Raw genomic sequence first — 21292 nt, forward strand, 5'->3', positions numbered from 1 at the left:
TGGGGACTTGTGGGCGATACTGGGATCGAACCAGTGACCTCTTCGGTGTGAACGAAGCGCTCTCCCGCTGAGCTAATCGCCCTCAGCGCGGATGACTCTACCCGATCGTGCGGCCGACCCGCGAACCCGGGGTCAGTTCGTGGCGAGGTAGCGCAAGACCTGGGCGATCACGTCGATGCCGAGGCTGTACTTGATCGAGAGCAGCGCGACGGTGGCGACGAAGACGAGGCCGATCGAGCCGATGACCAGGCGCAGCACCAGTGACTGTCGCTTCACCCAGGCCGTCCAGCCGTGGACGTGGCGGCGGGTGAAGGCGAGCAGCCGTTTGGCCCAGAGGAACTCGACGGCCCAGATGCCGAGCCCGGCGATCACCAGGAGCCAGCCGGGGCCGGGCAGCGGGATGAGCACGATGCCGATGGTGACCACGAGGGCGCCGAGAACGCCGATGACGACCCTGAGGGCAAGGAGGCCGGTGGGGTTGGCGCGGATCAGCGCGAGGGTGGTGGAGAGGCGCTGCCGCCAGCGAGGCCGCTCGGGTGCGCCGGTGGGGTCCGGCCCGTCGCCGGTCCGGTCCGCCTCGATTCGCTCGTTCCGCATGCGTTGAGGGTTTCCCCGTCCGGCGGGGCTATTCCCGTCGGTGAAGCCTCGTTCGTTGCGGCCGGTTCGGCGGTTGTCGGCCGGTTCGTGGTCGACTACTGACCGACCGTGCCGGTCGTGCTGTTCGTTCGGCACCCGCACCCCCGCTGTTCGGCTCTGCGGACCGCGCCGTTCGACGGGCCTCGCCTCGCCAGCTGATCCACTGAGGATCGCTCACCGATCATTTCACGCCCAGTGTGGCGCGGGACCGTCACTGCAACGGCCGACTGGACGTTACCGGAGTAAGTCGACGACTGAGCTACCCGATGATCGGGCGGGATCAAGGCACTGGGCAGAACCGGAAATCCTAGATGAATTTTCACATTCTCGCGGCCTTTCCGAACCCTCTCCCACCACTGGGTGAAGTCAGCGTATGGCGGAGCGTAGCCAGAGGTAGCGCCTGAGTATGGGAAAAGCGGGACACGCGCGTTCCGCACGCGGTGCCGGGGGGAGAACGTCCATGAGTGTCATCCGACCGACGACCGTTGAGGTCGAGACGTCGCTAAGGCTAGTCGCGCCTGACGCCACCGCATTGCCGGTGCGCGCCAGTCTGCGCTACGACCCTGCTGACCCGTATGCGGTCCATGTCCTGTTCCACGCCGAATCGGCCGGTGGCGAGGCGGTGAGTTGGTCGTTCGCTCGCGAGCTGCTGGTCACCGGGCTCGACGAACCGGCCGGCATCGGCGATGTCCGGGTCTGGCCGTGGGCCACCCCGCGCGGCGACTTCGTCGCGCTGGCGCTGTCGTCACCCGACGGCAACGCCCTGTTCGAGGTGCCGCGCAGCGTGCTGGTGCGCTTCCTGCGGCGGACCTACGTCGTCGTCCCGCGCGGCCGGGAGGCCGAGCACCTGGACGTCGACACGGCGGTGAACCGGCTGCTCGCCGGTCGCTGACCACCGACCCAGGCGGGGGCCGCGCGGATCTGCCGAGTCCGCGCGGCCCCGGCTCGTCCGGCGGTACGCACACCACCCGCACCACCCGTGCCACGCGACCCGGGCCGCACCAGGGCTCCGCGCGCCAGCGCGATCATCACCACGGACGCTCAGCCGTGCGTGGTCATGCCCCCGTCGACCGGGATCACCGCGCCGGTCAGGTACGCGCCGGCCCGCGACGCCAGGAAGATCGCGACGCCGGCCATGTCCTCCGGGCGACCGATCCGGCCGAGCGGCACCTGTGCCTCGACGGCGGCCCTGGCATCCGGGTCGTCCAGCACGAACGCCATCATCTTGCTCTCGAACGGTCCCGGGGCGACGGCGTTGACGGTGATCCGCTCGCCGACGAGTTGGTGCGCCAGCGTGCGGGTCAGCATGTGCAGGGCCGCTTTCGTCGCCGAGTAGGCGTACACCTCCATGGCCGGGACCCGGATGCCGTCGACGGAGCCGATGTTGATCACGCGGGCCGGGTCGTCGGCGCTGGCGGCGGTACGCAGCACCGGCAGCAGTTCGGTGGTGAGCCGGAAGACGGCCTTGACGTTGACCGCCCAGAGCTTGTCGAAGGCGCTCTCCGGATACTCCGCGAGCGGCGCGCCCCAGGTGGCGCCGGCGTTGTTGACCAGGACGTCGAGCCGGTCGACCCGGTCCCGGACGGCGGCGGCCAACTGCCGCGCCCCGTCGTCGTTGCCGAGGTCGGCCGGGATCGCGGTGCAGTGACCGAGCGTGGACAGCTCCTCGGCGACCGCTTCGCAGACGGCCGCCTTGCGGGACGAGATGATGACGTGCGCGCCGGCCGCCACGAACCCTCGGGCGATCATCAGCCCGATCCCGCGCGAACCGCCGGTCACCAGGACATTCTTGCCGTCGACCGAGAACAGATCCTGCATGCCCATCCCCTCGCGAGCCGGCCGCGACTCCCCGGCGGTCGGGCCGCCGACACGGACCGTTCGCCCGCCACGGCGACCAGATGACTACCGCTCGGTAACGTAACCGCCGGCCGGTACGCCGACAAGAGCACGCCACCCACCCCGGTCGATCGAGACGTGGACGCAGGCGGCGCAGGCTCGGCGACGCGCCCGCCACCAGAGGTGCGTACCGGCCGGTCCCGGGCTAACGTCGCAGGTGATGGTCCCTTCCGGTCACCTCGACAGGGTTCTGCCCAACGCTGCCTCCGGCCCGGCCGAAATCGACACGATCACGCTGTGTGATCTCAAGCCCGACGCCGGGTGGCGGCGGCCGGTCCTACTCGACCGGGAGCTGATCGTGCTCGGTACGGGCGGTCTCGGCGTCGCCGAGGTGGACTTCCGCGCCCAGCCCTGCCGCCCCGGCACACTACTGCGCGTACGCGCCGGGCAGGTGCTGCGCTGCCCACCGCCCCGTCTGGACGCCACCGTGGTCCGTTGGCACCCGGACACGTTGCGCGGGCTCGACGTCGACGTGGACGACGTACCCACCCGGGTGCAGCTCGCCGGTGAGGACGAGGACGCGGTCATCAACGAGGTGACCCAGTTGACCGTGGACGTTCGTCGGCACCAGGACGTGCCGGCCGGCCGCAGCCTGCTGCGCCACCAGCTCACCGTGCTGCTGCTGCGCCTGAGCATGCTGCCGTCCGAGCAACGCCGCGCCGGCCGCCCGGAGGAGGAGACCTTCCGTCGGTTGTGCCGCGAGGTGGAGCGCGGCTACCAGCGCACCCGTCGGGTCGAGGACTACGCCGAGCGGCTGGGCTGCTCGGTGCGTACCCTCACCCGGGCCTGCCTGGCGGTGACCGGGCGCAGCGCCAAGCAGGTGGTGGACGAGCGGGTCGCGCTCCAGGCCAGCCGGTTGCTGGCCGCCACCGACGAGCCCATCGCCCGGATCGGTCGGCAGCTCGGCTTCACCGAGCCGACCAACTTCGGCCGGTTCTTCACCCGCGAGGTCGGGGTCAGCCCCGGCGCCTTCCGGGCCGCCCGCGAACATCCCGGACCGAGCCCGGTCGTCCGTCCCCGGTCGCCCGCCGAACCGGCCCCGATGCTGCGGTCCCGCCCGTCGATCGAGGCCCGTCGGGCCTGACGGGGGCAGTTCACGAGCCCCGCTGGGCCTGACGCGGCCGTCCGGCGCGGCCCGTCGGGCGTGACGCGACCCATCCGGTCGGTCACTCCGTCAGCCCGGCGACGCCCAGGCCCGGGCCGGTTGGGCATGATGGCAGGGTGCAGATCTCCGCGCGTGGCGACTACGCGGTACGGGCGGCGCTGAGCTTGGCCGCCGCGTACCCGGCATTGCTGTCCACCCAGACCATCTCCGCGGAGCAGGACATGCCTCGCAAATTCCTGGAGGCGGTCCTGGCCGACCTACGCCGGGCCGGGCTGGTCCGTGCCCAGCGCGGCGCCGAGGGCGGGTACGCCCTGGCCCGGCCGCCCCGGGAGGTGACCATCGGGGCGGTGCTGCGTGCGGTGGAGGGACCGCTGGCCGGCGTACGCGGGCTGCGCCCGGAGGAGACCAGTTACGACGGGGTGGCGCAGCACCTGCCCGGGTTGTGGGTGGCGGTGCGCGCCTCGCTGCGCCGGGTGGTCGACGAGGTGAGCCTGGCCGACGTGGTGGGCGGCCGGCTGCCCACCCACGTCCGTCGACTCACCACGGCTCCCGACGCCTGGGAACCTCGCTGACCCACCCACCCGTCGTGGGTGGACACGGTCACGCGGCGGCTGCCGTGGTGTATCCGCCCCGGTGGTGCAGTAGTGGCGGGCCGTCGACCCCTTCGGCGAGCGCCAGCGGCTCGGCGATCACCAGCGAGTGGTCGCCGGCGGGCACCCGGTGCACCACCCGGCAGAGCAGCCGCCCCAGCACCCCGGTCAGCAGCGGCAGCCCGAACGGCCCGGCCTCCCAGTAGGGGTACGCGGCGAAGCGGTCGACACCCTTGGTGGAGAAGATCCGCGCGGCCTCGGTCTGGTTGGCGGCGAGCAGGTGCACGGCGACGTGCTCGGCCCGGTCGAGCACCGGGGAGCTGGACGAGGTCGCGCCGAGGCAGAACGACACCAGCGGCGGGTCCAGCGAGACGGAGGTGAACGAGGTCGCGGTGAACCCGGCCCGCAGGGGTGCGCCCATGTCACCGAGGCAGGCGGGTCGGGTGCCCCGGGCCACGGCGGTGACCACGGTGACCGTGCTGGCCTGACGGCGCAGCAGCGTACGGAACAGCTCCGGGTCCACCGGCCGCAGCTCGTCGGTGCGGCTGCGCTGCGCGGTGGTCACGCCGTCACCGGTGCCGGGCGGCGGGTCGGCGCGGCCGGTGCGATGGGGTGAGGGGTGCGGTGCATGAGGGGTCCTCTCCGAAACGCCGGGTGGAGTCGGCAACTCAGCGCTTCCCATGATTTGGGATGAACGCTCTTTCACTCCACACACTCATGATTCAACCAGGATCTTGAGCCTGAGAAAACCCATCTGATGAATAGGATATTCGGGCTACTGCGGACGTTCGACTTCCACTGTGCAGAGCGTGGTTTGGCCGATCTTCGTTACGGGAATCTTCGATGCCGCGCGGGGATGACGAAGGGAGGCCCACGATGGGTCTGATGTTCCGCAAACGCAAGAAGTACGGGCCGCTGATCCTGAACTTCACCGAGAACGGTTTCTCGTCCTGGAGCATCAAGATCGGTCGCTGGTCGTGGAACTCGCGGGCCAAGGCGCACCGCGTCGACCTGCCCGGCCCGCTCTCCTGGAAGCAGGACAAGTCCCGGGCGTGAGCCCGTTAGTCGCGCGGGGCGTCGGAGCATTCCGGCGCCCCGCTCGCATGTGCCGGCGGCCACGCCAACCTCGGTCTGCCGCACCCGGAATCGACGGATCCGCCCGGTCGGCGGGGTGTCGGACCGGACAATCTCGACATGCCACGGACACCGGACCATCCGCACGAGCGTCGGCGGGCATGGCTGGCCGGCCTGCTGCTCCTGATCGTGTACTTCGTCGTGCCGGTCGAGGCCGATCCCAACGGCGCCCGGCTCGGCCTGCGCGTCGCCCTGACACTGCTGCTGGTGGGCGGAGTCGCCGCACTGGTCACCGGCCAGGTACGCCGCCAACTCGTCGCCGTCGCACGCGGACGGCAGCCACCCTCGGTGGTGCACCTGGTGGTGGCCCTGATCGCCGGGCTGCTCGCCTTCGCCCTGGCCGACTACGTCGTCGCCCGGGTGGCTCCGGAGCAGTTCGTCGCGCTGCACACCCGGGTGGACGCGCTCTATTTCGCGCTCACCACGCTGACCACCGTCGGCTACGGCGACGTGCACGCCCAGGGGCAGTTCGCCCGGGTGCTGGTCTGCGCGCAACTCGTCTTCAGCATCGGGGTGATCGCCACCGGCGCGTCCCTGGTGGTCAAACGGCTCACCGAGCGGCGGCCGTGATCACCACGTCCCCGCCGAGCCTCCCCTGCTCGGGGTTACGCCGCACCGCGCCCGCGTCGAGCAGCGCGTCCAGGGCCCGTACCGCGTCCACGGCCCGGTACGCCGTGTCGGTCACCGCGTACCGGCGCAGCTCGGTCACCGTACGCGGGCCGGAGCGGGACAGCTCGGCGAGCAGCGCGTGACCCAGCGGCGCGGGGTCCGCCTGGCCGGCGCCGGCCTCCCAGAGGCTTTCCTTGAACGACTCCAGGCTGCGGTCCGAGGCGGTGCCGAAGCCGATCCGCCGACCGGAGGGCACCTCGACCTCGGCGACCAGCGGGAACCCGGCGTCGACAAGTGCCGACCGCAGCGGGGTGTCCGGACCGGCCGGCACCAGCACCTCACCGGGTCGGCCGGAGACGGCGGCGGAGAGCGCCACCGGATCGACGGCCCCCTCCACCTCCAGGTAGGACAGCACCGGCGCGCCGGACGCCCCGGACGCGCGCAGCGCCACCGGCAACAGGGCCGTCGGGCCGGGCATCAGGTGCACGGTGACCTCGGCCGGCAGTCCCGCCTCGGCGGCACCGAGCCGGGCCGGCAGCTCCTCGGTGCCACCGGCCAGCACCAGCACGGTCAACCGGGCACCGCGTACGGCAGCGGCGCACTCGCCGGCCACCCGGACGACCTCCTCGGCCAGGGCGGGGTCGCGCCCGTCGTACCCGAGGACCACCGTCGCCCGGCGCGCGCGCCGCAACGCACCCGGCACCCAGACCCTCAGGTGCCGGACCACCACCTGCCGCCCCACCTCATCTGCCACCCTGCCGTTCTACCGCACCGCCCGGCGGCGACGCGGCCACCCCGGGCAGCCGCTCGCCATGGTGGGGCTACCCGCTCGCGACCAGCGACTGCGGTGGCGCGCGGCGGGCGGGGCGTCAGGGCATCGAACCGGCCGGGACGGGTCAGTGCGACGAGGCGGCCGGGACGGAGATGCCGATGCCGCCCCGGGTGTCGCCGCCGTACCGGCTGATCTCGGCGGCCAGGTCGAGGCGGCCGATCCGGGTGCGGGCGTCGAGCGCGGCGTCGTCCAGCCGGTCGGCCGGCACCAGCCAGACCACCTCGAACTCCAGCCCGTCCGGGTCCTGTCCGTAGAGGCTCTTGGTGGTGCCGTGGTCGGAGGTGCCGACCAGCGCACCGGCCCCGGCCAGCCGGCGGGCGGTGGCGGCCAGATCGTCGAGCGTGTCCACCTCCCAGGCCAGGTGGTAGAGGCCGACGGTGGCCCGGCCGGCGGTCGAGCGGCCGACTCCCGCGCCGATCTCGAAGAGGCCGAGGTCGTGGTCGTTGGTGGAGTCGGGTGCCTGGAGGAAGGCAGCGCCCCGGAACCCCTCCGGGGTCATCGGCACCCGGCGGAAGCCGAGCACGTCGCGATAGAAGGCGACGCTGCGCTCCAGGTCACTGACGTAGAGGACGGCGTGGTTGAGGCGATGGATTCCCATGTCACCGAGGCTAGCGCGTTTTAGTTGAGCGTTCAACTAATGCCGTTATGATGGCGGTCATGACCCGCTGGCTGGACCCGGACGAGCAGCGCACCTGGCGAGCGTTCCTGACCGCCTCCCGGGCGTTGATGGAGACGCTCGACCGCGAACTGCAACGCGACGCCGGGATGCCGCATGCGTACTACGAGATCCTGGTCCGGCTCTCCGAGGCGCCGGAGCGTCGGCTGCGGATGAGCGAACTCGCCGAGGCCAGCGGCTCCTCCCGCAGCCGGCTCTCGCACGCGGTGGCCCGCCTGGAGGCGGCCGGCTGGGTCCGCCGGGAGGACTGCCCGACCGACCGGCGCGGGCAGATCGCCCTGCTCACCGACGACGGCTTCGCCGCCCTGGCCGCCGCCGCGCCCGGCCACGTCGAGGGGGTACGCCGCCACCTCTTCGACGCGCTCAGCCCCGCCCAGGTCGACCAGTTACGCCGGATCAGCGAGGCACTGGCCGATCGCCTGACCCGCCCCTGACCGGATCCTGACCGAACCACTCCGGCGCGGGTCTTGTACATAACGTCGTCGGGTGAGCACGATGGGGCGTGCCCTCCGGCTTCGGTGAACTGACTGATCAGGCGCACGACCTGGTCTCCTCCGGCGATCTCGCCGGTGCCCAGCGGCTCCTCGCCGACGCGCTGACCGGCGCCGACCCGCGCCCGGCCAACGCGACACCCGAGATGGCCGAGGCGGCCGGCCTGCACGCGCGGGTGCTGGTCGCCCTCGGCGAACCGCACTCGGCACGAGGCTGGGCCGCGTACGCGTACGCCGCCACCACCCGCCTGCACGGCCGGCCCGACCCGCGTACGGTCGCCGCCGCCGCCACCCTCGCGGCGGTGCTGCACAGGGTGGGCAGTTGGTCCCGCGCCGCCCGGCTGTACCAGGAAGTCATCATCGAACTGACCGCCTCGGACGGGCCGGAGTCCCTGCGGGTGCTCGCCGCACACGCCGACCTGGCCACCGTGGAGTACGCCCGTGGCCAGTGCCAGGTGGCCCGCGACCGTCTCCAGGACGCTTGGGAGCTGCACCGCGAGGTGTACGGCGACGGGCACCCCAGCGGCATCAAGATGCTCGCCCGGCTCGGCTCGATGCAACGCGACTGCGGGCAGTTCACCGAGGCGCAGGACCACCTCGCGCTGGCCCGGGAACTCGCCCGTCGGCACCTCGCCCCGGACGACCCGCTGACCGCCCAGGTCGCGTCGTTGTCCCGGGCCGCCGCCAACCCCGACCACGTCTGCGCCGACACCCCGCCGTTGGGCGCGGAGGGCTCCGTCGTACCGGCCGCCCGGACCCCGTCGCAGGGCGACGCCCCGCCCAGCGGCGACTGGGCGGCCCAGGGCGCCACCGCCGCCCCGGCCGCCTGGCGCGACCACGACACCGACGACCGGCCGGACGACCCGCGAGCGGACTGGGACGGGACCGACCCGAACTGGCCGCCCACCGCCACCCCACCGGCACCGACCTGGACGGGGTCTCCGGCTTCCCACTCGGAGACCACGCCGACCTGGGCGGCGGCCGGTCCGGCGGGGTCGGGAGCGGCCGGTTGGCCCGATCCGCACGACACCGATCGGGACTGGCCCATGGACACCACCGGTCAGACCGGTTGGCCCACGGACAGCACCGATCAGGCGGGCTGGCCCACGGAAGCGCCCGGTCCGGCGGGCTGGCCGGCGGACACCGCGGGAGACGGCACGTGGCCGACTGGTGCCGTCGGCGGCACGCCGACGGGTGACACCGGTGAAGGCGCGTGGCCCACCGGCGCATCGTGGCCGGCGGCGAGCGACCCGGATCCCCGGTACGCCGGGGAGCAGCACCCGCCCGAGGGCTACCACCCCGGTCAGGGCCACCACACCGGTCCGCAGCCCGCCGGGGCGGCGTCGCCGGTGCCCACCCCACGGCAGCCGGTGGACGGTCCGGCCGGGCCACCGCAGGACTGGTGGACCGGGCAACCGACCGATTCGCCCTCCCCCGACCCCGTCCACCCGGCCCGGCCCGCCCAGACGCCGACGGCCGAGTCGAGCGGGGCGGCCGTACCGCCGAGCGTGATGGGTCTGACCGGTCCGGCGCCGCAGGCACCCGGGGTCTACCGGCTGCGCCGGCTGGAACCGGAACGCACCGGCCCGTCGTCCCGGCTGCTCCCGGTGCCGGTACCCCGTACGCCGGCCGCGCCCTCCCCCCGACCGAACCGGTTGGTGCCGATCATCGCGGCGGGTGTGGTCGTGGTGTTGCTCGGTGCCGCCGCGGTGATCGCCGGGGTGTCCCGGGTCGACGGCCCGGGCGAACCCGGCTCCCCCACCGCCGGGGAGACCCCGAGCGGGGCGGCACCCCCGTCCGCGTCGGCACCGGAGGCGCCGCCGGCCTCGCCCGGCGCGCCGCCCACCGAACTCTCGCTGCGCGACAACCGGGACAGCGTCACGTTGAACTGGACGTACCCGGCCGGGGCGGAGGGACCGGTGATCATCTCGGGTGGTCGGACCGGGCAGCCGAAGAACCCCTTCGCCGACCTGCCCGCCGGTACCGACAGTTTCGTGGTCTACGGCCTCAACCGCAGCCTCGACTACTGCTTCACCGTCGCGGTCGCCTGGTCCACCGACACGGTCGCGCGGTCCGACGAGGTCTGCACCGAACGCCGGTGACCACACCGCCCGGAGTCGGGGCGCGGGCGTCGCACACGGGGGTGTGACGGGGCTCGACCGCCTTGGCTCCGGCGGTCGTCGCGCGGTATCTTCGGCAGTTCAGGCAACAAAAAAGAACGGCTCGAAAAAGCCGTTCCTAACCGAACTCTAACCCACCGGGAGACGGATTGTCAAGGCACTCCGGCGGTTCGCCGTCCGACGACGAGATCGGCCGCGAGCAGGAGTACGTCTCGATGCTCTACCACCGCCTCGACGACCTGCGGGACCAGGCGTCACGGCGGCTGACCGAGGAGCTGCGGGCGGCGGGCGGCACACTCCAGGCCCGTTCCCAGCGCGACAGCGCGGTCCGCATGTACGCCGAACAGGTCGAGCAGTTCGCGGCGGTGGAGAACGGTCTCTGCTTCGGTCGGCTCGACACCGACGACGGCGAGCGCCACTACATCGGCCGGATCGGCATCTTCGACACCGACGGGGACTACGACCCGCTGCTGATGGACTGGCGTGCCCCGGCCGCCCGCGCCTTCTACCTCGCCACCGCCGCCAACCCGCAGGGCATCCGGCGGCGGCGTCACCTGCGTACCCGGCAGCGCAAGGTGGTCGCCCTCAACGACGAGGTGCTGGACCTGAACACCGCCTCCCCCACCGCCCACGAGGAACTGACCGGCGAGGCGTCGCTGCTGGCCGCGCTCAACGCCGGGCGTACCGGCCGGATGCGCGACATCGTCGAGACCATCCAGGCCGAACAGGACCGGATCATCCGCTCCGACCTGTCCGGCGTGCTGGTGGTGCAGGGCGGCCCCGGCACCGGCAAGACCGCGGTGGCGCTGCACCGGGCCGCATACCTGCTCTACACGCACCGCCGGGAACTCTCCACCCGGGGCGTACTGCTGGTCGGCCCGAACGTCACCTTCCTGCGCTACATCTCGCAGGTGCTGCCCGCGCTGGCCGAGACCGGCGTGCTGCTGCGTACCCAGGGGGACCTCTTTCCCGGCGTGAGCGCCCGGCGCGCGGAGCCGGCCACCACCGCGGCCCTCAAAGGCCGGTCGGTGATGACCGAGGTGCTGGCCAACGCGGTACGCGACCGGCAGCGGGTGCCGGACGAGCCGCTGGAGATCGAGCTGCCGCAGCAGGAGGTCCTCCTGCTCGACCCGGAGACCGTCCGGGCCGCCCGGGACCGCGTCCGCCACAGCGACCGCCCGCACAACCTGGCCCGCGCCCTCTTCGACGTCGAGATCATCCACGCCCTGGCCGACCAGGTCGCCGAACGGATCGGTGCCGACCCGCTCGGCGGGGACAACCTGCTCGAAGAGGCCGACCGCGCCGAGATCCGCCGGGAACTGCGCGAGGAACCGGAGATCATCGCCGCGCTGGACGAGTTGTGGCCGGTCCTGACCCCGCAACGCCTGCTCGCCGACCTGTACGCCCGCACCGACCGCATCGCCACCGCCGCGCCGATGCTCACCGCCGACGAGCGGGCCGCCCTGCACCGCGAGCCCGGCGGCTGGACCCCGGCCGACGTACCGCTGCTGGACGAGGCGGCGGAACTGCTCGGCGAGGACGACCGGGCCGCCGCCGCCCGCCGGGAACGCATCCGGGCCATGGAACGCGAGTACGCCGAGGGCGTGCTGGAGATCGCCCGGGGCTCCCGGTCCATCGACGTCGAGGACGAGGCCGACGGTGGCGAGATCCTCGGCGTGACCGACCTGCTCGACGCCGACCGGCTGCTGGAACGGCAGGAGGAGGCCGACCGCCTGACCACCGCCCAGCGTGCCGCCGCCGACCGGTCCTGGGCGTTCGGCCACGTCATCGTCGACGAGGCGCAGGAACTGTCCCCGATGGCCTGGCGACTGCTGATGCGCCGGTGCCCGAGCCGCTCCATGACGATCGTCGGCGACGTGGCCCAGACCGGGGCCCTGGCCGGCACCCCGTCCTGGTCGGAGGCGCTGGCCCCGTACGTGGCCGACCGGTGGCGGCTCACCGAGTTGACCGTCAGCTACCGCACCCCCGCCGAGATCATGGAGGTGGCCGCCGGCGTACTCGCCGAGATCGACCCGACCCTGCGCCCACCCCGGGCCGTACGCGCCAGCGGCTTCCCGCCCGCCGCGCGGGACGTACCGGCGGACCGGCTGGCGGCGGAGCTGGTCGACGTCGCCACCGACGAGGCCGCCGGGCTCACCGACGGACGGCTCGGAGTGATCGTGCCGGCCGGTCGCGTCGACGACCTCGGCACCGCGCTCACCACCGCGCTGCCCGAGGCGGCCGTCGGCGAGCAGCCCGACCTGGAGAACCGGGTCGTGGTGCTGACCGTCGCCGAGGCCAAGGGCCTGGAGTTCGACTCGGTGATCGTGGTCGACCCGGACCGGATCGTCGCCGAGTCACCCCGTGGGCGCAGCGACCTCTACGTCGCCCTCACCCGCGCCACCCAACGCCTCACCACCCTCACCCCCACCACCTGACCCCCGACCCCACCCTCCCGGGCGGGGATAGCCACGCCGCCCTGCCCCGCCCCGCCCAGCGGGCGCTGCGCCGATCATGGAGTTGTGGCGAAGGTTTGGGCATCTTGTGCGGCTTATGTCGCAGCCACAAGTCCATGATCGGCGAGGGTGTGAGGGGCGGGGACGTGAGGGGCGGGGACGGGTGGGGAACGAGGACGGCCCGGCCCTCGCGAGGGCCGGGCCGGTGGGTGGGTGGGTCAGTCGAAGCTGCCCACGTGGGTGGCGGGAGTGGACTGGTCGCTGGTGCTGCCGCCAGACGGGGTGCTCATCCCGCCGGTGGTGGCGTCGCCGGTGGTGGTCGGTGCCACCTTGCCCCGGTGGCGCTCCGGCTGACGGGCCACCCGGCGGGCGCTGGCCGGTCCGGCCGTACCGCCCGTCGTGGTGAGCGCGCCCTGCCCCCGGGTGGGACCGCCGTCGCGCAGCACGGTGGGGTCGATCGGCACGTGTGCCGGATCGTCCCGGTCGTCGCGCTGGATGGCACTCTCCACATCGGTGGGCGGCACGGTCACCTCGTCCACGGCGCCCTCGCCGTACACGCCGCCGGCGATCCGTTCCTCGGCCCGGCGGGCGGCGTCCTGTCGCATGTCGTCCTCACGCACGATCCATCACCTCGCAGAAGCGTCGGTCCTGATGGCGTGCCCGGTGACCGGCCCGCCAAACCCGCACCACCTGTCTACCGGGCCGGCGTCCTGTCTACCGGTCTGACGTCGGCGGCGCCGTCGGGCTGGCCCGGCGGCGACCTGGACTCGCGCAGCGGCGAGCGTCAACTGACGTGCCGGGTGGGACCGTCGACGACCAGCGTCTGCGCTCCTCTGTCCGGGTCGGCGTTGTGGACTCGCGGCTCCTCTGTCCGGGTCGGCGTTGTGGACTCGCAGCGGCGAGCGTCAACGCCCGGTGCGTGCCGCGGAGAGCGTCGGAACGGGACATCCGACTCGTTCGGGAGGCATCCGCCGGGCCGGGCACGATTCTCGGGCCGGACGGATTCGGCCAGGTGGCGGGGTGTTACTGCCCCCCGGCGGCGGGGTAGACGGCGGGTGCCCCCGCCATGTGCGCGAACCGTGCCGTGGCCGACACGCGGTAGCGGGGCGAGGGCCGCAGGTGACGACTCATCACATCCTGAGGAGGACAGATGAGCACGCAGGCTGCATCCACCAGACCGATGAACCGTCCGGCGCAGGACGCCCAGAACCGGCAGGCCATGCAGGAGGCCGCCACCCGCCCGATGCCGATGATGCATGACGGGCACCGGGAGGAGATGCCGTCTCCGGGTACGGAGACCAAGCAGTCGTTCCTGACGACGGAGTTCTGGATCTACGCGGCAGCCGTCACCCTCGTGGTGATCTCTGCCTTCTGGCGCGGGACCACCGCGAACGGCCTGAACCTGAACAACCCCGGTCAGGCGTGGTTCTTCATCACGCTGCTGACCATCGGTTACCTGGGTAGCCGTGGTCTGGCCAAGGCCGGTAGCCAGCGGCGTTCGGCCGCGGAGCGCAAGCAGCGCGGGCGGCGCTGACCCCTTGCGTGCGGTGGCCCTCCGGGAAGTCTCCCGGAGGGCCATCGTCCTGTCTCGCCACGTCCCGCCGGGCGGGGCGAGGCTTTTAGAACTCCTCGAAGCCGCCGAAGTCGCCGCCGCCGTCGAAGTCACCGCCGAAATCACCGGCCGCCTCAGTGATCTCTTCCTCGGCACCGTCGAAGGCGTTGCCGAGCATGTGACCGGCGAGCATGCCGCCCGCCGCGCCGAGCGCCGCACCGGCGACCACACCGCCCATGCCGACCCCGCCCCGCCGCTGCGGCGGGCCGAACTTGTTCGGGGCGCCGTAGCCCGGCTGACCGTACCCCTGTGGGCCGTAGCCCTGCGGACCGTAGCCGGGCGCACCGTAACCCTGCGGCGCGCCGTAGCCCTGCGGGCCGAACGCCTGGGCGCGCAGCGCACCGAACCGCCCGATGGTCTCCTGGATCCAGCCGTCGACCGTCTCCACCCAGTCGGACCGCTCGGCGTCGGAGTGGGCCACCTGGTACCGGCCGAACACGTCCTGCCCGGGTGCGAGGAATCCGCCCCGCTTGTCGCACTCCAGCACCACGTCCACGCCGTGCGGGTTGGCCACGAACGTGACTTCGAGTTCGTTGACGGTCTGCGCGTACTGCGGCGCGGCGAAGAACTCGATCTCCTGATAGAACGGCAGCGTCTGGCGTACGCCCTGGATCATGCCGCGCTCCAGGTCGGCCTTCTTGAAGCGGAAGCCGAGCTGGAGGAACGCCTCCAGGATCCGCTCCTGCACCGGCAGCGGGTGCACGTTGATCTCGTCCAGGTCGCCCTTGTCGACCGCCTTGGCGATCGCCAGCTCGGTACGCAGGCCCATCGACATGCCGTGCAGCCGCTGGCCGTACAGCCCGGTGATGGGGGTCTCCCACGGCACAGGAAGCTGGAACGGGATGGACAGCGCCTGCTTCGCGGCGAGCTGGAGCGGGCCGCTGACCACCTGCCGGTGGAACTCCATCACTCCGGCCTGCTGACCGACCTCGACCCGGGTGACCAGGCCGATCACGATCTGCTCGATGCTCGCCGCCGCCTCCCCGCCGAGCAGGTTCACCTGACCGTCGAGGGCCAGCCCGGGCCTGGTGTTCGGGTTGGCCAGGACGGTGTCCACACTCGGACCGCCCACGCCCAACGCGCTCAACATCTTCTTGAAGACCATTCAGTTCTCCTGCGGGGTCTGGTGCCCGGGCTCCCTTTAGGAACGGACGCTGACGGCGGCACCGTATCGGGCGGCCCTGAAAGGTCGCTGGGAAGCCGGTCGCCGAGTCCCTGTGCCAGGCGCTCGCCCGGTGGGTCCGCCCATTGCGACGCCCGTCCGCGGTCGGGCGTCCCGAAGAGGTATCCCTCGGCCCCTTTGCTCTCCTTCAACAACCAACGCAACGGTTTGGACGCGACATCAGTGCGTGGTTGAAGCAGAGCAAAGACGGCGCGGCAGACACCGGCGGCGACTCGCGCGGGGTTCAAGGTCGTCGCGCGACGGTCGACATCGTGCACCGGACCTCACCCCATCGGCGAGGTCCGAGCGGCGTCGGGCACGGAGATGATGGCCGGGCCCGCGTCGGGCCCGGCCATCGTCAGGGGTACGTCGTCAGCTCGCGGTGCAGGTCACCGCAGGAGCCGGGTTGCTGCCGGTCCAGCTACCGATGAAGCCGAAGCTGGTGCTGGCACCGGCCCCGAGCTGGCCGTTGTAGGAGACGTTGCGAGCGGTCACGGCGTTACCGCTGCTGGTGACCGTGGCGTTCCAGGACTGGCTCAGCGACTGGCCGCTGGCGAAGGTCCAGCGCACCGTCCAGCCCGTGATGGCGCGGCTGCCGGCCGTCACCCGGATGTCGCCCTGGAAGCCGCCCTGCCACTGACCGGTGATCGAGTACGTCGCCGTGCAGCCTGCGCCCGGCGGCGGGGTGGTCGGCGGAGGCGTGGTGGGCGGAGGCGTGGTGGGCGGCGGGGTCGTCGGCGGAGGCGTCGTGGGCGGAGGCGTGGTCGGCGGCGGGGTGCCGCCGAAGACACTGGCCTCCCGGGCCGTCTGCCGGATGCCGTTGGTGCCGTTGAACAGGCGCTGACCCCAGGTGGTCAACTGGTTCGGGTTGAACGAGGTGGCCATGTCGAGGTACTCCACGCCACCGCCGTTGCCGCTCCACGACCAGCCCAGCCAGCCGATGCCGTTCGCCTGCGTGTAGGAGAGGATGGCGTCCTCGTCGGGGTCGCCGTCGGAGTGGTAGTGGCCGAACTCGCCGACCACGATCGGCAGGCCCCGGCTGCGGAAGCGGCCCAGGTAGTCGCTGATCTCGGCGGCGGTGTCGAAGACGCCGTACATGTGGATCGAGAAGACGGTGTTGCGGGCCGGGTCGGCGTTGAACACCGTCGGCGCGCTGTCCCGCATGGTGAAGGACCAGTCCTGGCCCCAGTTCGGGCCGTCCACCATGATCGTGTGCGCGAGACCCGCAGTACGCAGCCGCCGGATCGCGCTCGACGTGTCGGTGGCCCAGGACGAGTAGTTCTGGTTGCCGTACGGCTCGTTGCCGATGTTGACGATGACGTACCGTTCCTGGCCGTTGAGCGCGCTGGCGATGCTCAGCCAGTAGTCGACCGCCCGGTCCAGGGTGATCGCGCCGCTCTGCTCGCCGTACCCGGTGGTGTCGTGCACCTCCAGGACGCAGATCAGCCGGTTGGTCTTGCAGAGCTGGATCACGTTCGACACGTCGTCGGCGCTGTTGCGGGTCCACCGGTCCCCGCTGGACAGCACCACCCGGACGGTGTTCGCGCCGAGCGCCTTGACGTTGGCGAAGGAACTGGTCTGGTTGGCGTACCAGGTGTGCGCGTGGTTGACGCCGCGCATGATGAACTCGTTGCCGTTGGCGTCGTACAGCTTGCCGCCGCTGACGGTGAAGCCGGTGGCGGCGTGCGCCGACGGGCCGAAGGCGAACACTGCGGCGACGGTCGCCAGCAGCACGGCGCCGACGGCCCCGAAAAGTCTTCTCATCGATTCCTCGCAGGAGTTCTCTCCCCCGTGCCCAGGAGGGATTGCGGTGAGTGGCAGGTGCGGCGGCTGTGCCCGGCAGCCGCACGGCGAGAGGCCCGGCGAGGCAGGCATCAGCGTAGGCCGATGAAGCCTCCGAAGCAACCGGTTCAGTAGCGCGGCTCGACGGGCGGCGACCCGTGACGGCCCACGAGAAGCCGGGCCGCCACGGGCCGACCATCCCCACCACAGGATGAGCCCCCGGCCGGCACCTGAACCGGTTCAGATAACGGTAGGCAGCCTCTGGAAAGCTCGTCAAGCGTCGATGAGGGTTGACCCAACCAGGCCCGGGTATCCGCAAACGGACCACCGGGGAGCGAAGGAGACAGCATGGTCAGCATCGGATACACGTTGATGTGCGAACAGGCAGGCCCCAAGGAGCTCGTCGACTACGCGGTACGGGCCGAGGCAGCCGGTTTCGACCAGCTCGTCATGTCCGACCACTACTACCCCTGGCTGGAGTCGCAGGGCCACTCGCCGTACGCCTGGTCGGTGCTGGGCGCGGTCGCCCACGCCACCTCCCGCGCGGAGCTGATGTCGTTCGTGACCTGCCCGATCCGCCGCTACCACCCGGCCGTGGTGGCGCAGAAGGCCGCCACCGTCGGGCTCCTCTCCGACGGGCGGTTCACCCTCGGCCTGGGTGCCGGGGAGAACCTCAACGAGCACGTGGTGGGCGCCTGGCCGCACGTACAGCAACGGCACGAGATGTTCGAGGAGGCGTTGCAGATCATCCGGCCGCTGCTCAACGGCGAGACGCTGACCTTCTCCGGCAACCACTACGACGTGCCCGACGCGTACCTGTGGGACCGGCCCGACCCGCCGGTGCCGATGGCGGTGGCCGCGTCCGGACGGCAGTCGGCCACCCTGGCCGCCGAGTACGCCGACGGCATGATCGCCACCGAGCCGCAGGCGCACCTGGTGGAGATGTACGAGGAGGCCGGTGGCGCCGGACGACCCCGCTACGGTCAGGTGGCCATCTGCTACGGCCCGGACGAGGCCGAGTGCCGCAAGATCGCGCACGACCAGTTCCGCTGGTTCGGACTCGGCTGGAAGGTCAACGCCGAACTGCCCGACACCGACGCGTTCGAGGCCGCCTCGCAGTCCGTACGCGAGGAGGACGTGGCCGCCGGCATCTCCTGCGGCCCGGACGTGGACAAGCACGTGGCCGCGTTCAAGAGGTTCGTCGACGCCGGCTTCACGCACGTGGCGCTGGTGCAGGTCGGCGGGGACCGCCAACCGATGTTCCTCGACTGGGCGCAGGAGCAGTTGCTGCCCCGGCTGCGCGAACTGTGACCGGCAGGATGTGAGCCATGCGTATCGGCAACACGGAGATCCGACCGGCGGGCGGCGGTCTCGGCTGCCTCCTGATGATCCTCTTCTCGATCGTCGCCTCGATCGTGCTGACCGTCCTGCTCAACCTGGTCCTCTGACCCCCAGGCTCCCCCGTCCCGGCCGGGGTGCGGATGTAAGGAGGGGTCCCCTGCTATGCACGAGGCGTTAGTAGGGGACCCCTCCTTACATCGGACCGAGCCGTGCTCGCGCCAGTGCCGCCGGTTCGCTCGTGTGGTCAGCGGCGTAGGCCGAGGCTGGCCAGGACCTCGCGGGTGGCCTGGCCGATCGGTTCCAGGACGCCGCGCCGCAGCCAGCCGACCGTCGTCTGCCAGACGGCACCGACCGCTCGGCAGACGGGCAGTAGCAGGTGCGTCCACACCCACAGCCCGGCCTGGAACACCGGGCGCAGCGTCCACACCCAGCACCAGCGGAGGATGCGCCCCGCCGTACGCCAGGCCCAGCCCAGCACGGCGACGAGCAGCCCGGCCAGCGCCGCGAGCCATCGGCCCAGCAGTCGGGCGGGCGGGGTGAGCAGCCGTACGGTCCAGACCAGCGGCACCCACATCAGGTAGTACGACGGCGCCAGCACGACGACCCGTACCAGCCAGGCCAGCCCCCGGCCGCACCAGCGCAGCAACCGGGCGAGCACCTGACCGCACCAGCGCAGGGGTGGCCGCAGTACGCCGTACCAGACCTCGACGAGGCGACGCCACAGCCAGGTCGACGGAACCCGGACCAGGGTGTGCCAGAGCCATCCGAGGACCCGCAGCGTCCAGAGCAGCGGAATCCAGACCAGGTGGCGCACCAGCCAGCGGATCGGCCGCCACACACACCGGTCGAGGACCCACACGGTCGGCGCGATCACCCACCGGTGCAGCAGCCCGGCGACGGCGACCAGCAACTCCCAGGCCAACCGGAACGGCAGCACCACCACCAGCGCGACGGCCCGCGCCGCGACCGCCCCGGCTGACAGCGCCTCAGGCTCAGCCTCGCGCGCACGTCGGGGCGGTGACGAGTCGATCACGGCCACACCGTAGCCGCGTTGTGCCAGCCACCCCGGCACCGTAGCCGCTCCCCCGCTCGCCCACTCGGGGACGAAAGTTCCGCACCAGCTCACCCCGACCGGGCACCGCGTCCACACCACCCGCCCACTCAGCGACGGACTCCTCCCGCACCACCAGCTCCCATCACCCCGGGTGGTCGCCCAGGTGGGTGTGTGCCGGGGCAGGGCGGACGTACTCCCGACGGACCATGCCCAGCGGGGATGACCAAGGAGTTTGTGCCTCCGTCCAATCCTTCCGTGACCAAAGCTTCTTAATCAACGCAGGCGGGCGTGTGCGGTGCGGTACGGCCAGGCGCGGTCGGGCGGGGTCGGGCGCGGCGCGTCGGCGGGGTCAGTGGCCCGGCTGCGCAACATGGTGCAAGATCCGCGCAACTTCATTGATGTTGCTGTCTCCGGGAGCCTCTGAGGCAGCAATATCAATGAAGTTGCGCGGATCATGGTGGGCTCGCGCGGGACGCGGGACGCCGGACGCGCGACGCCGGACGCGCGACGCCGGACGCCGGACGCGCGACGCCGGACGCCGGACGCGCGACGCCGGACGCCGGACGCGGGACGTGCGGGTGCGCGACGTGCGGGTGCGCGACGTGCGGGTGCGCGACGTGCGGGTGCGCGACGTGCGGGTGCGCGACGTGCGGGTGCGCGACGTGCGAGTGCGGGACGTGCGGTGGCCGGCGCACCGGACCGGACCAGGTGGAGGGTCCCGGGCATGGGGCGCCGGACGTGGACTACTCGTCCACGACACTCGACACACTCGCAGCCTGCGCTCACCGTCGGTCTAGCCAAGGAACTGGCACGGGGATGGACCGGGCAGGAGCCAGGCGGGTACAGGTCGGCTGGGCTGGACGAGGCGGACATGCGCTAGGTGGGTGGGGTGAGGGTGAAGGTGGCGACTACGGGGTGGTGGTCGGAGGCTTGGTGGGTGTCGGGAGTGCGTATCACCTGGACGTCGACCAGGTGGGCAGCCAGGGCGGGGGTGGCCAGCAGGTAGTCCAGGCGCATCTCGGCGAACTCCGGGGTGCGGCCGTGGCCGGTGGGCACGGTCGGTCCGGCGGTGGCGGCCAGGTCGACCAGACCGGTGGCGAGCAGGCGGGCGATCGCCCGGGTGTCCACGGTCCGTCCGTCGCGGCGCAGGTGCCGACGGCGGTACGCGGGTGCCAGCCGGGCCAGGCTCTCGGCGTGGTGAGCGTGGTCGGCGTCATAAGCGTGGTGTGCGTGGTCAGCGCGGTCGACGCGGTCAACGCGGTCAACGCGGTCAACGCGGTCAACGCGGTCAACGCGGTCAACGCGGTCAACGCGGTCAACGCGGTCGACGTCATGAGCGTGGTCGGCGTACGGGGCGAGGGTGTTCAGGTCCCCGGCGAGCAGGGCGAGGTCGGCGCGGGCCCGGCGCAGCGCGGTGGCCGCCCAGCGGGCCTCGGCCAGGCGGCGACCGCCACGGTACGGATAGAAGTGGGTGCTCAGGACCGCGAGCGGCCCGGCGTCGGTGGACAGGGTCACGCGCTGCGCCGCGTGGTGGAACGGGCGACGGACCGGCCCGGTCGCCACGGTCGGCCAGCGCGGGTGCACGAGTATCGCGACCGGCTGGCCGAAGGGTGACCGGGCCAGGTGGGGCGTCAGTCCGGCGTCCGCCGCGAAGCGGGCCACGTCGAGGCCGCGCAGCTCTTGGAGGGCGAGGACGTCGGGCCGGTACGCGGCGACGACCCGGGCCAGCAGGGTACGCCGGTCCGGGCCGCCCCGGTCCTGCCCGCCGTTGCGGATGTTCCAGGTCATCACCCGCA

The 21292-nt window shown here is 72.2% G+C and carries 20 protein-coding genes and 1 tRNA gene; 10 read left to right on the forward strand and 11 right to left on the reverse strand.

What is annotated here, in order from left to right; genetic code table 11:
- Positions 1 to 10 precede the first annotated feature (10 nt).
- Positions 11 to 82, reverse strand: a tRNA-Val gene (locus ABT008_RS10725).
- A 50-nt stretch (positions 83 to 132) separates the two neighbouring features.
- Positions 133 to 597: a TIGR02611 family protein gene (locus ABT008_RS10730; RefSeq protein ID WP_350695464.1), complete on the reverse strand. Its 465-nt coding sequence runs from the start codon at positions 595 to 597 to the stop codon at positions 133 to 135.
- A 499-nt stretch (positions 598 to 1096) separates the two neighbouring features.
- On the opposite strand from ABT008_RS10730, the gene ABT008_RS10735 reads away from it, so the two are divergent.
- Entirely contained in the window at positions 1097 to 1528 is a 432-nt protein-coding gene (locus ABT008_RS10735; protein WP_007457244.1) for an SsgA family sporulation/cell division regulator, read from the forward strand.
- A gap of 149 nt (positions 1529 to 1677) precedes the next feature.
- Here ABT008_RS10735 and ABT008_RS10740 read toward each other — a convergent pair whose 3' ends face one another.
- On the reverse strand, positions 1678 to 2454 hold the full coding sequence (locus ABT008_RS10740; RefSeq protein WP_350695465.1) for an SDR family oxidoreductase: 777 nt from the start codon (positions 2452 to 2454) through the stop codon (positions 1678 to 1680).
- Between the two features lie 238 nt (positions 2455 to 2692).
- On the opposite strand from ABT008_RS10740, the gene ABT008_RS10745 reads away from it, so the two are divergent.
- Together ABT008_RS10745 and ABT008_RS10750 are read left to right on the forward strand one after the other, a co-directional pair.
- Complete coding sequence (locus ABT008_RS10745) at positions 2693 to 3616, forward strand: helix-turn-helix domain-containing protein (protein WP_350695467.1); 924 nt, start codon at positions 2693 to 2695, stop codon at positions 3614 to 3616.
- 137 nt (positions 3617 to 3753) lie between these two features.
- The gene (locus ABT008_RS10750) at positions 3754 to 4209 is read left to right on the forward strand and encodes an RrF2 family transcriptional regulator (RefSeq protein WP_350695468.1); all 456 of its coding nucleotides are present in this window, start codon (positions 3754 to 3756) and stop codon (positions 4207 to 4209) included.
- 28 nt (positions 4210 to 4237) lie between these two features.
- Here the strand turns inward: ABT008_RS10750 and ABT008_RS10755 are convergent, their stop codons facing one another.
- A complete protein-coding gene (locus tag ABT008_RS10755; RefSeq protein WP_350695470.1) occupies positions 4238 to 4792 on the reverse strand; it encodes a flavin reductase family protein in 555 nt (184 codons plus the stop codon).
- A 311-nt stretch (positions 4793 to 5103) separates the two neighbouring features.
- On the opposite strand from ABT008_RS10755, the gene ABT008_RS10760 reads away from it, so the two are divergent.
- Positions 5104 to 5283 (forward strand): DUF4236 domain-containing protein, encoded by a 180-nt coding sequence (locus ABT008_RS10760; protein WP_131056659.1) that lies wholly within the window; start codon positions 5104 to 5106, stop codon positions 5281 to 5283.
- 138 nt (positions 5284 to 5421) lie between these two features.
- Positions 5422 to 5931: a potassium channel family protein gene (locus tag ABT008_RS10765; protein ID WP_350695472.1), complete on the forward strand. Its 510-nt coding sequence runs from the start codon at positions 5422 to 5424 to the stop codon at positions 5929 to 5931.
- Here the strand turns inward: ABT008_RS10765 and ABT008_RS10770 are convergent.
- Both ABT008_RS10770 and ABT008_RS10775 read right to left on the reverse strand, forming a co-directional pair.
- Positions 5912 to 6724 carry a hypothetical protein gene (locus tag ABT008_RS10770; RefSeq protein WP_350695473.1) on the reverse strand — a complete coding sequence of 271 codons (813 nt, stop codon included), beginning with the start codon at positions 6722 to 6724 and terminating at the stop codon, positions 5912 to 5914. The genes ABT008_RS10765 and ABT008_RS10770 overlap by 20 nt on opposite strands.
- A gap of 142 nt (positions 6725 to 6866) precedes the next feature.
- On the reverse strand, positions 6867 to 7400 hold the full coding sequence (locus ABT008_RS10775; RefSeq protein WP_350695474.1) for a VOC family protein: 534 nt from the start codon (positions 7398 to 7400) through the stop codon (positions 6867 to 6869).
- A 50-nt stretch (positions 7401 to 7450) separates the two neighbouring features.
- Between ABT008_RS10775 and ABT008_RS10780 the strand changes: the two genes are divergently transcribed.
- The 3 genes from ABT008_RS10780 to ABT008_RS10790 all read left to right on the forward strand — a co-directional run bounded on the left by ABT008_RS10780 (position 7451) and on the right by ABT008_RS10790 (position 12527).
- Complete coding sequence (locus tag ABT008_RS10780; protein WP_350695476.1) at positions 7451 to 7912, forward strand: MarR family winged helix-turn-helix transcriptional regulator; 462 nt, start codon at positions 7451 to 7453, stop codon at positions 7910 to 7912.
- A 68-nt stretch (positions 7913 to 7980) separates the two neighbouring features.
- Positions 7981 to 10071, forward strand: coding sequence for a tetratricopeptide repeat protein (locus ABT008_RS30455; protein WP_502890389.1), 2091 nt, complete (start codon positions 7981 to 7983; stop codon positions 10069 to 10071).
- 167 nt (positions 10072 to 10238) lie between these two features.
- Positions 10239 to 12527, forward strand: coding sequence for a HelD family protein (locus ABT008_RS10790; RefSeq protein ID WP_502890390.1), 2289 nt, complete (start codon positions 10239 to 10241; stop codon positions 12525 to 12527).
- A 236-nt stretch (positions 12528 to 12763) separates the two neighbouring features.
- Here ABT008_RS10790 and ABT008_RS10795 read toward each other — a convergent pair whose 3' ends face one another.
- A complete protein-coding gene (locus ABT008_RS10795) occupies positions 12764 to 13165 on the reverse strand; it encodes a hypothetical protein (protein WP_350695477.1) in 402 nt (133 codons plus the stop codon).
- A gap of 530 nt (positions 13166 to 13695) precedes the next feature.
- Here ABT008_RS10795 and ABT008_RS10800 point away from each other — a divergent pair.
- Positions 13696 to 14079 (forward strand): hypothetical protein, encoded by a 384-nt coding sequence (locus ABT008_RS10800; RefSeq protein ID WP_131051311.1) that lies wholly within the window; start codon positions 13696 to 13698, stop codon positions 14077 to 14079.
- 85 nt (positions 14080 to 14164) lie between these two features.
- Here the strand turns inward: ABT008_RS10800 and ABT008_RS10805 are convergent, their stop codons facing one another.
- Entirely contained in the window at positions 14165 to 15262 is a 1098-nt protein-coding gene (locus ABT008_RS10805) for a sporulation protein (protein ID WP_350695479.1), read from the reverse strand.
- A gap of 429 nt (positions 15263 to 15691) precedes the next feature.
- On the reverse strand, positions 15692 to 17083 hold the full coding sequence (locus ABT008_RS10810) for a cellulase family glycosylhydrolase (RefSeq protein ID WP_350695480.1): 1392 nt from the start codon (positions 17081 to 17083) through the stop codon (positions 15692 to 15694).
- Positions 17084 to 17449: 366 nt separating this feature from the next.
- Here ABT008_RS10810 and ABT008_RS10815 point away from each other — a divergent pair, with 366 nt between their 5' ends.
- Complete coding sequence (locus ABT008_RS10815) at positions 17450 to 18412, forward strand: TIGR03557 family F420-dependent LLM class oxidoreductase (protein WP_350695482.1); 963 nt, start codon at positions 17450 to 17452, stop codon at positions 18410 to 18412.
- Positions 18413 to 18686: 274 nt separating this feature from the next.
- Here ABT008_RS10815 and ABT008_RS10820 read toward each other — a convergent pair whose 3' ends face one another.
- Together ABT008_RS10820 and ABT008_RS10825 are read right to left on the reverse strand one after the other, a co-directional pair.
- Positions 18687 to 19475, reverse strand: coding sequence for a hypothetical protein (locus ABT008_RS10820; RefSeq protein WP_350695483.1), 789 nt, complete (start codon positions 19473 to 19475; stop codon positions 18687 to 18689).
- 897 nt (positions 19476 to 20372) lie between these two features.
- Positions 20373 to 21284, reverse strand: a complete 912-nt coding sequence (locus ABT008_RS10825) for an endonuclease/exonuclease/phosphatase family protein (protein ID WP_502890391.1) — start codon at positions 21282 to 21284, stop codon at positions 20373 to 20375.
- Positions 21285 to 21292 lie beyond the last annotated feature (8 nt).

Source organism: Micromonospora sp. NPDC002389 (assembly GCF_040296095.1).
GTDB lineage: Bacteria > Actinomycetota > Actinomycetes > Mycobacteriales > Micromonosporaceae > Micromonospora.

Bases quoted from the DNA above. Each gene is read 5' to 3' on its own strand.
- ABT008_RS10765 (WP_350695472.1), top strand. From the start codon at position 5,422: ATGCCACGGACACCGGACCATCCGCACGAGCGTCGGCGGGCATGGCTG.
- ABT008_RS10775 (WP_350695474.1), bottom strand. From the start codon at position 7,400: ATGGGAATCCATCGCCTCAACCACGCCGTCCTCTACGTCAGTGACCTG.
- ABT008_RS10730 (WP_350695464.1), bottom strand. From the start codon at position 597: ATGCGGAACGAGCGAATCGAGGCGGACCGGACCGGCGACGGGCCGGAC.
- ABT008_RS10760 (WP_131056659.1), top strand. From the start codon at position 5,104: ATGGGTCTGATGTTCCGCAAACGCAAGAAGTACGGGCCGCTGATCCTG.
- ABT008_RS10735 (WP_007457244.1), top strand. From the start codon at position 1,097: ATGAGTGTCATCCGACCGACGACCGTTGAGGTCGAGACGTCGCTAAGG.
- ABT008_RS10800 (WP_131051311.1), top strand. From the start codon at position 13,696: ATGAGCACGCAGGCTGCATCCACCAGACCGATGAACCGTCCGGCGCAG.
- ABT008_RS10815 (WP_350695482.1), top strand. From the start codon at position 17,450: ATGGTCAGCATCGGATACACGTTGATGTGCGAACAGGCAGGCCCCAAG.
- ABT008_RS10825 (WP_502890391.1), bottom strand. From the start codon at position 21,284: ATGACCTGGAACATCCGCAACGGCGGGCAGGACCGGGGCGGCCCGGAC.
- ABT008_RS10745 (WP_350695467.1), top strand. From the start codon at position 2,693: ATGGTCCCTTCCGGTCACCTCGACAGGGTTCTGCCCAACGCTGCCTCC.
- ABT008_RS10810 (WP_350695480.1), bottom strand. From the start codon at position 17,083: ATGAGAAGACTTTTCGGGGCCGTCGGCGCCGTGCTGCTGGCGACCGTC.
- ABT008_RS10740 (WP_350695465.1), bottom strand. From the start codon at position 2,454: ATGCAGGATCTGTTCTCGGTCGACGGCAAGAATGTCCTGGTGACCGGC.
- ABT008_RS10780 (WP_350695476.1), top strand. From the start codon at position 7,451: ATGGCGGTCATGACCCGCTGGCTGGACCCGGACGAGCAGCGCACCTGG.
- ABT008_RS10805 (WP_350695479.1), bottom strand. From the start codon at position 15,262: ATGGTCTTCAAGAAGATGTTGAGCGCGTTGGGCGTGGGCGGTCCGAGT.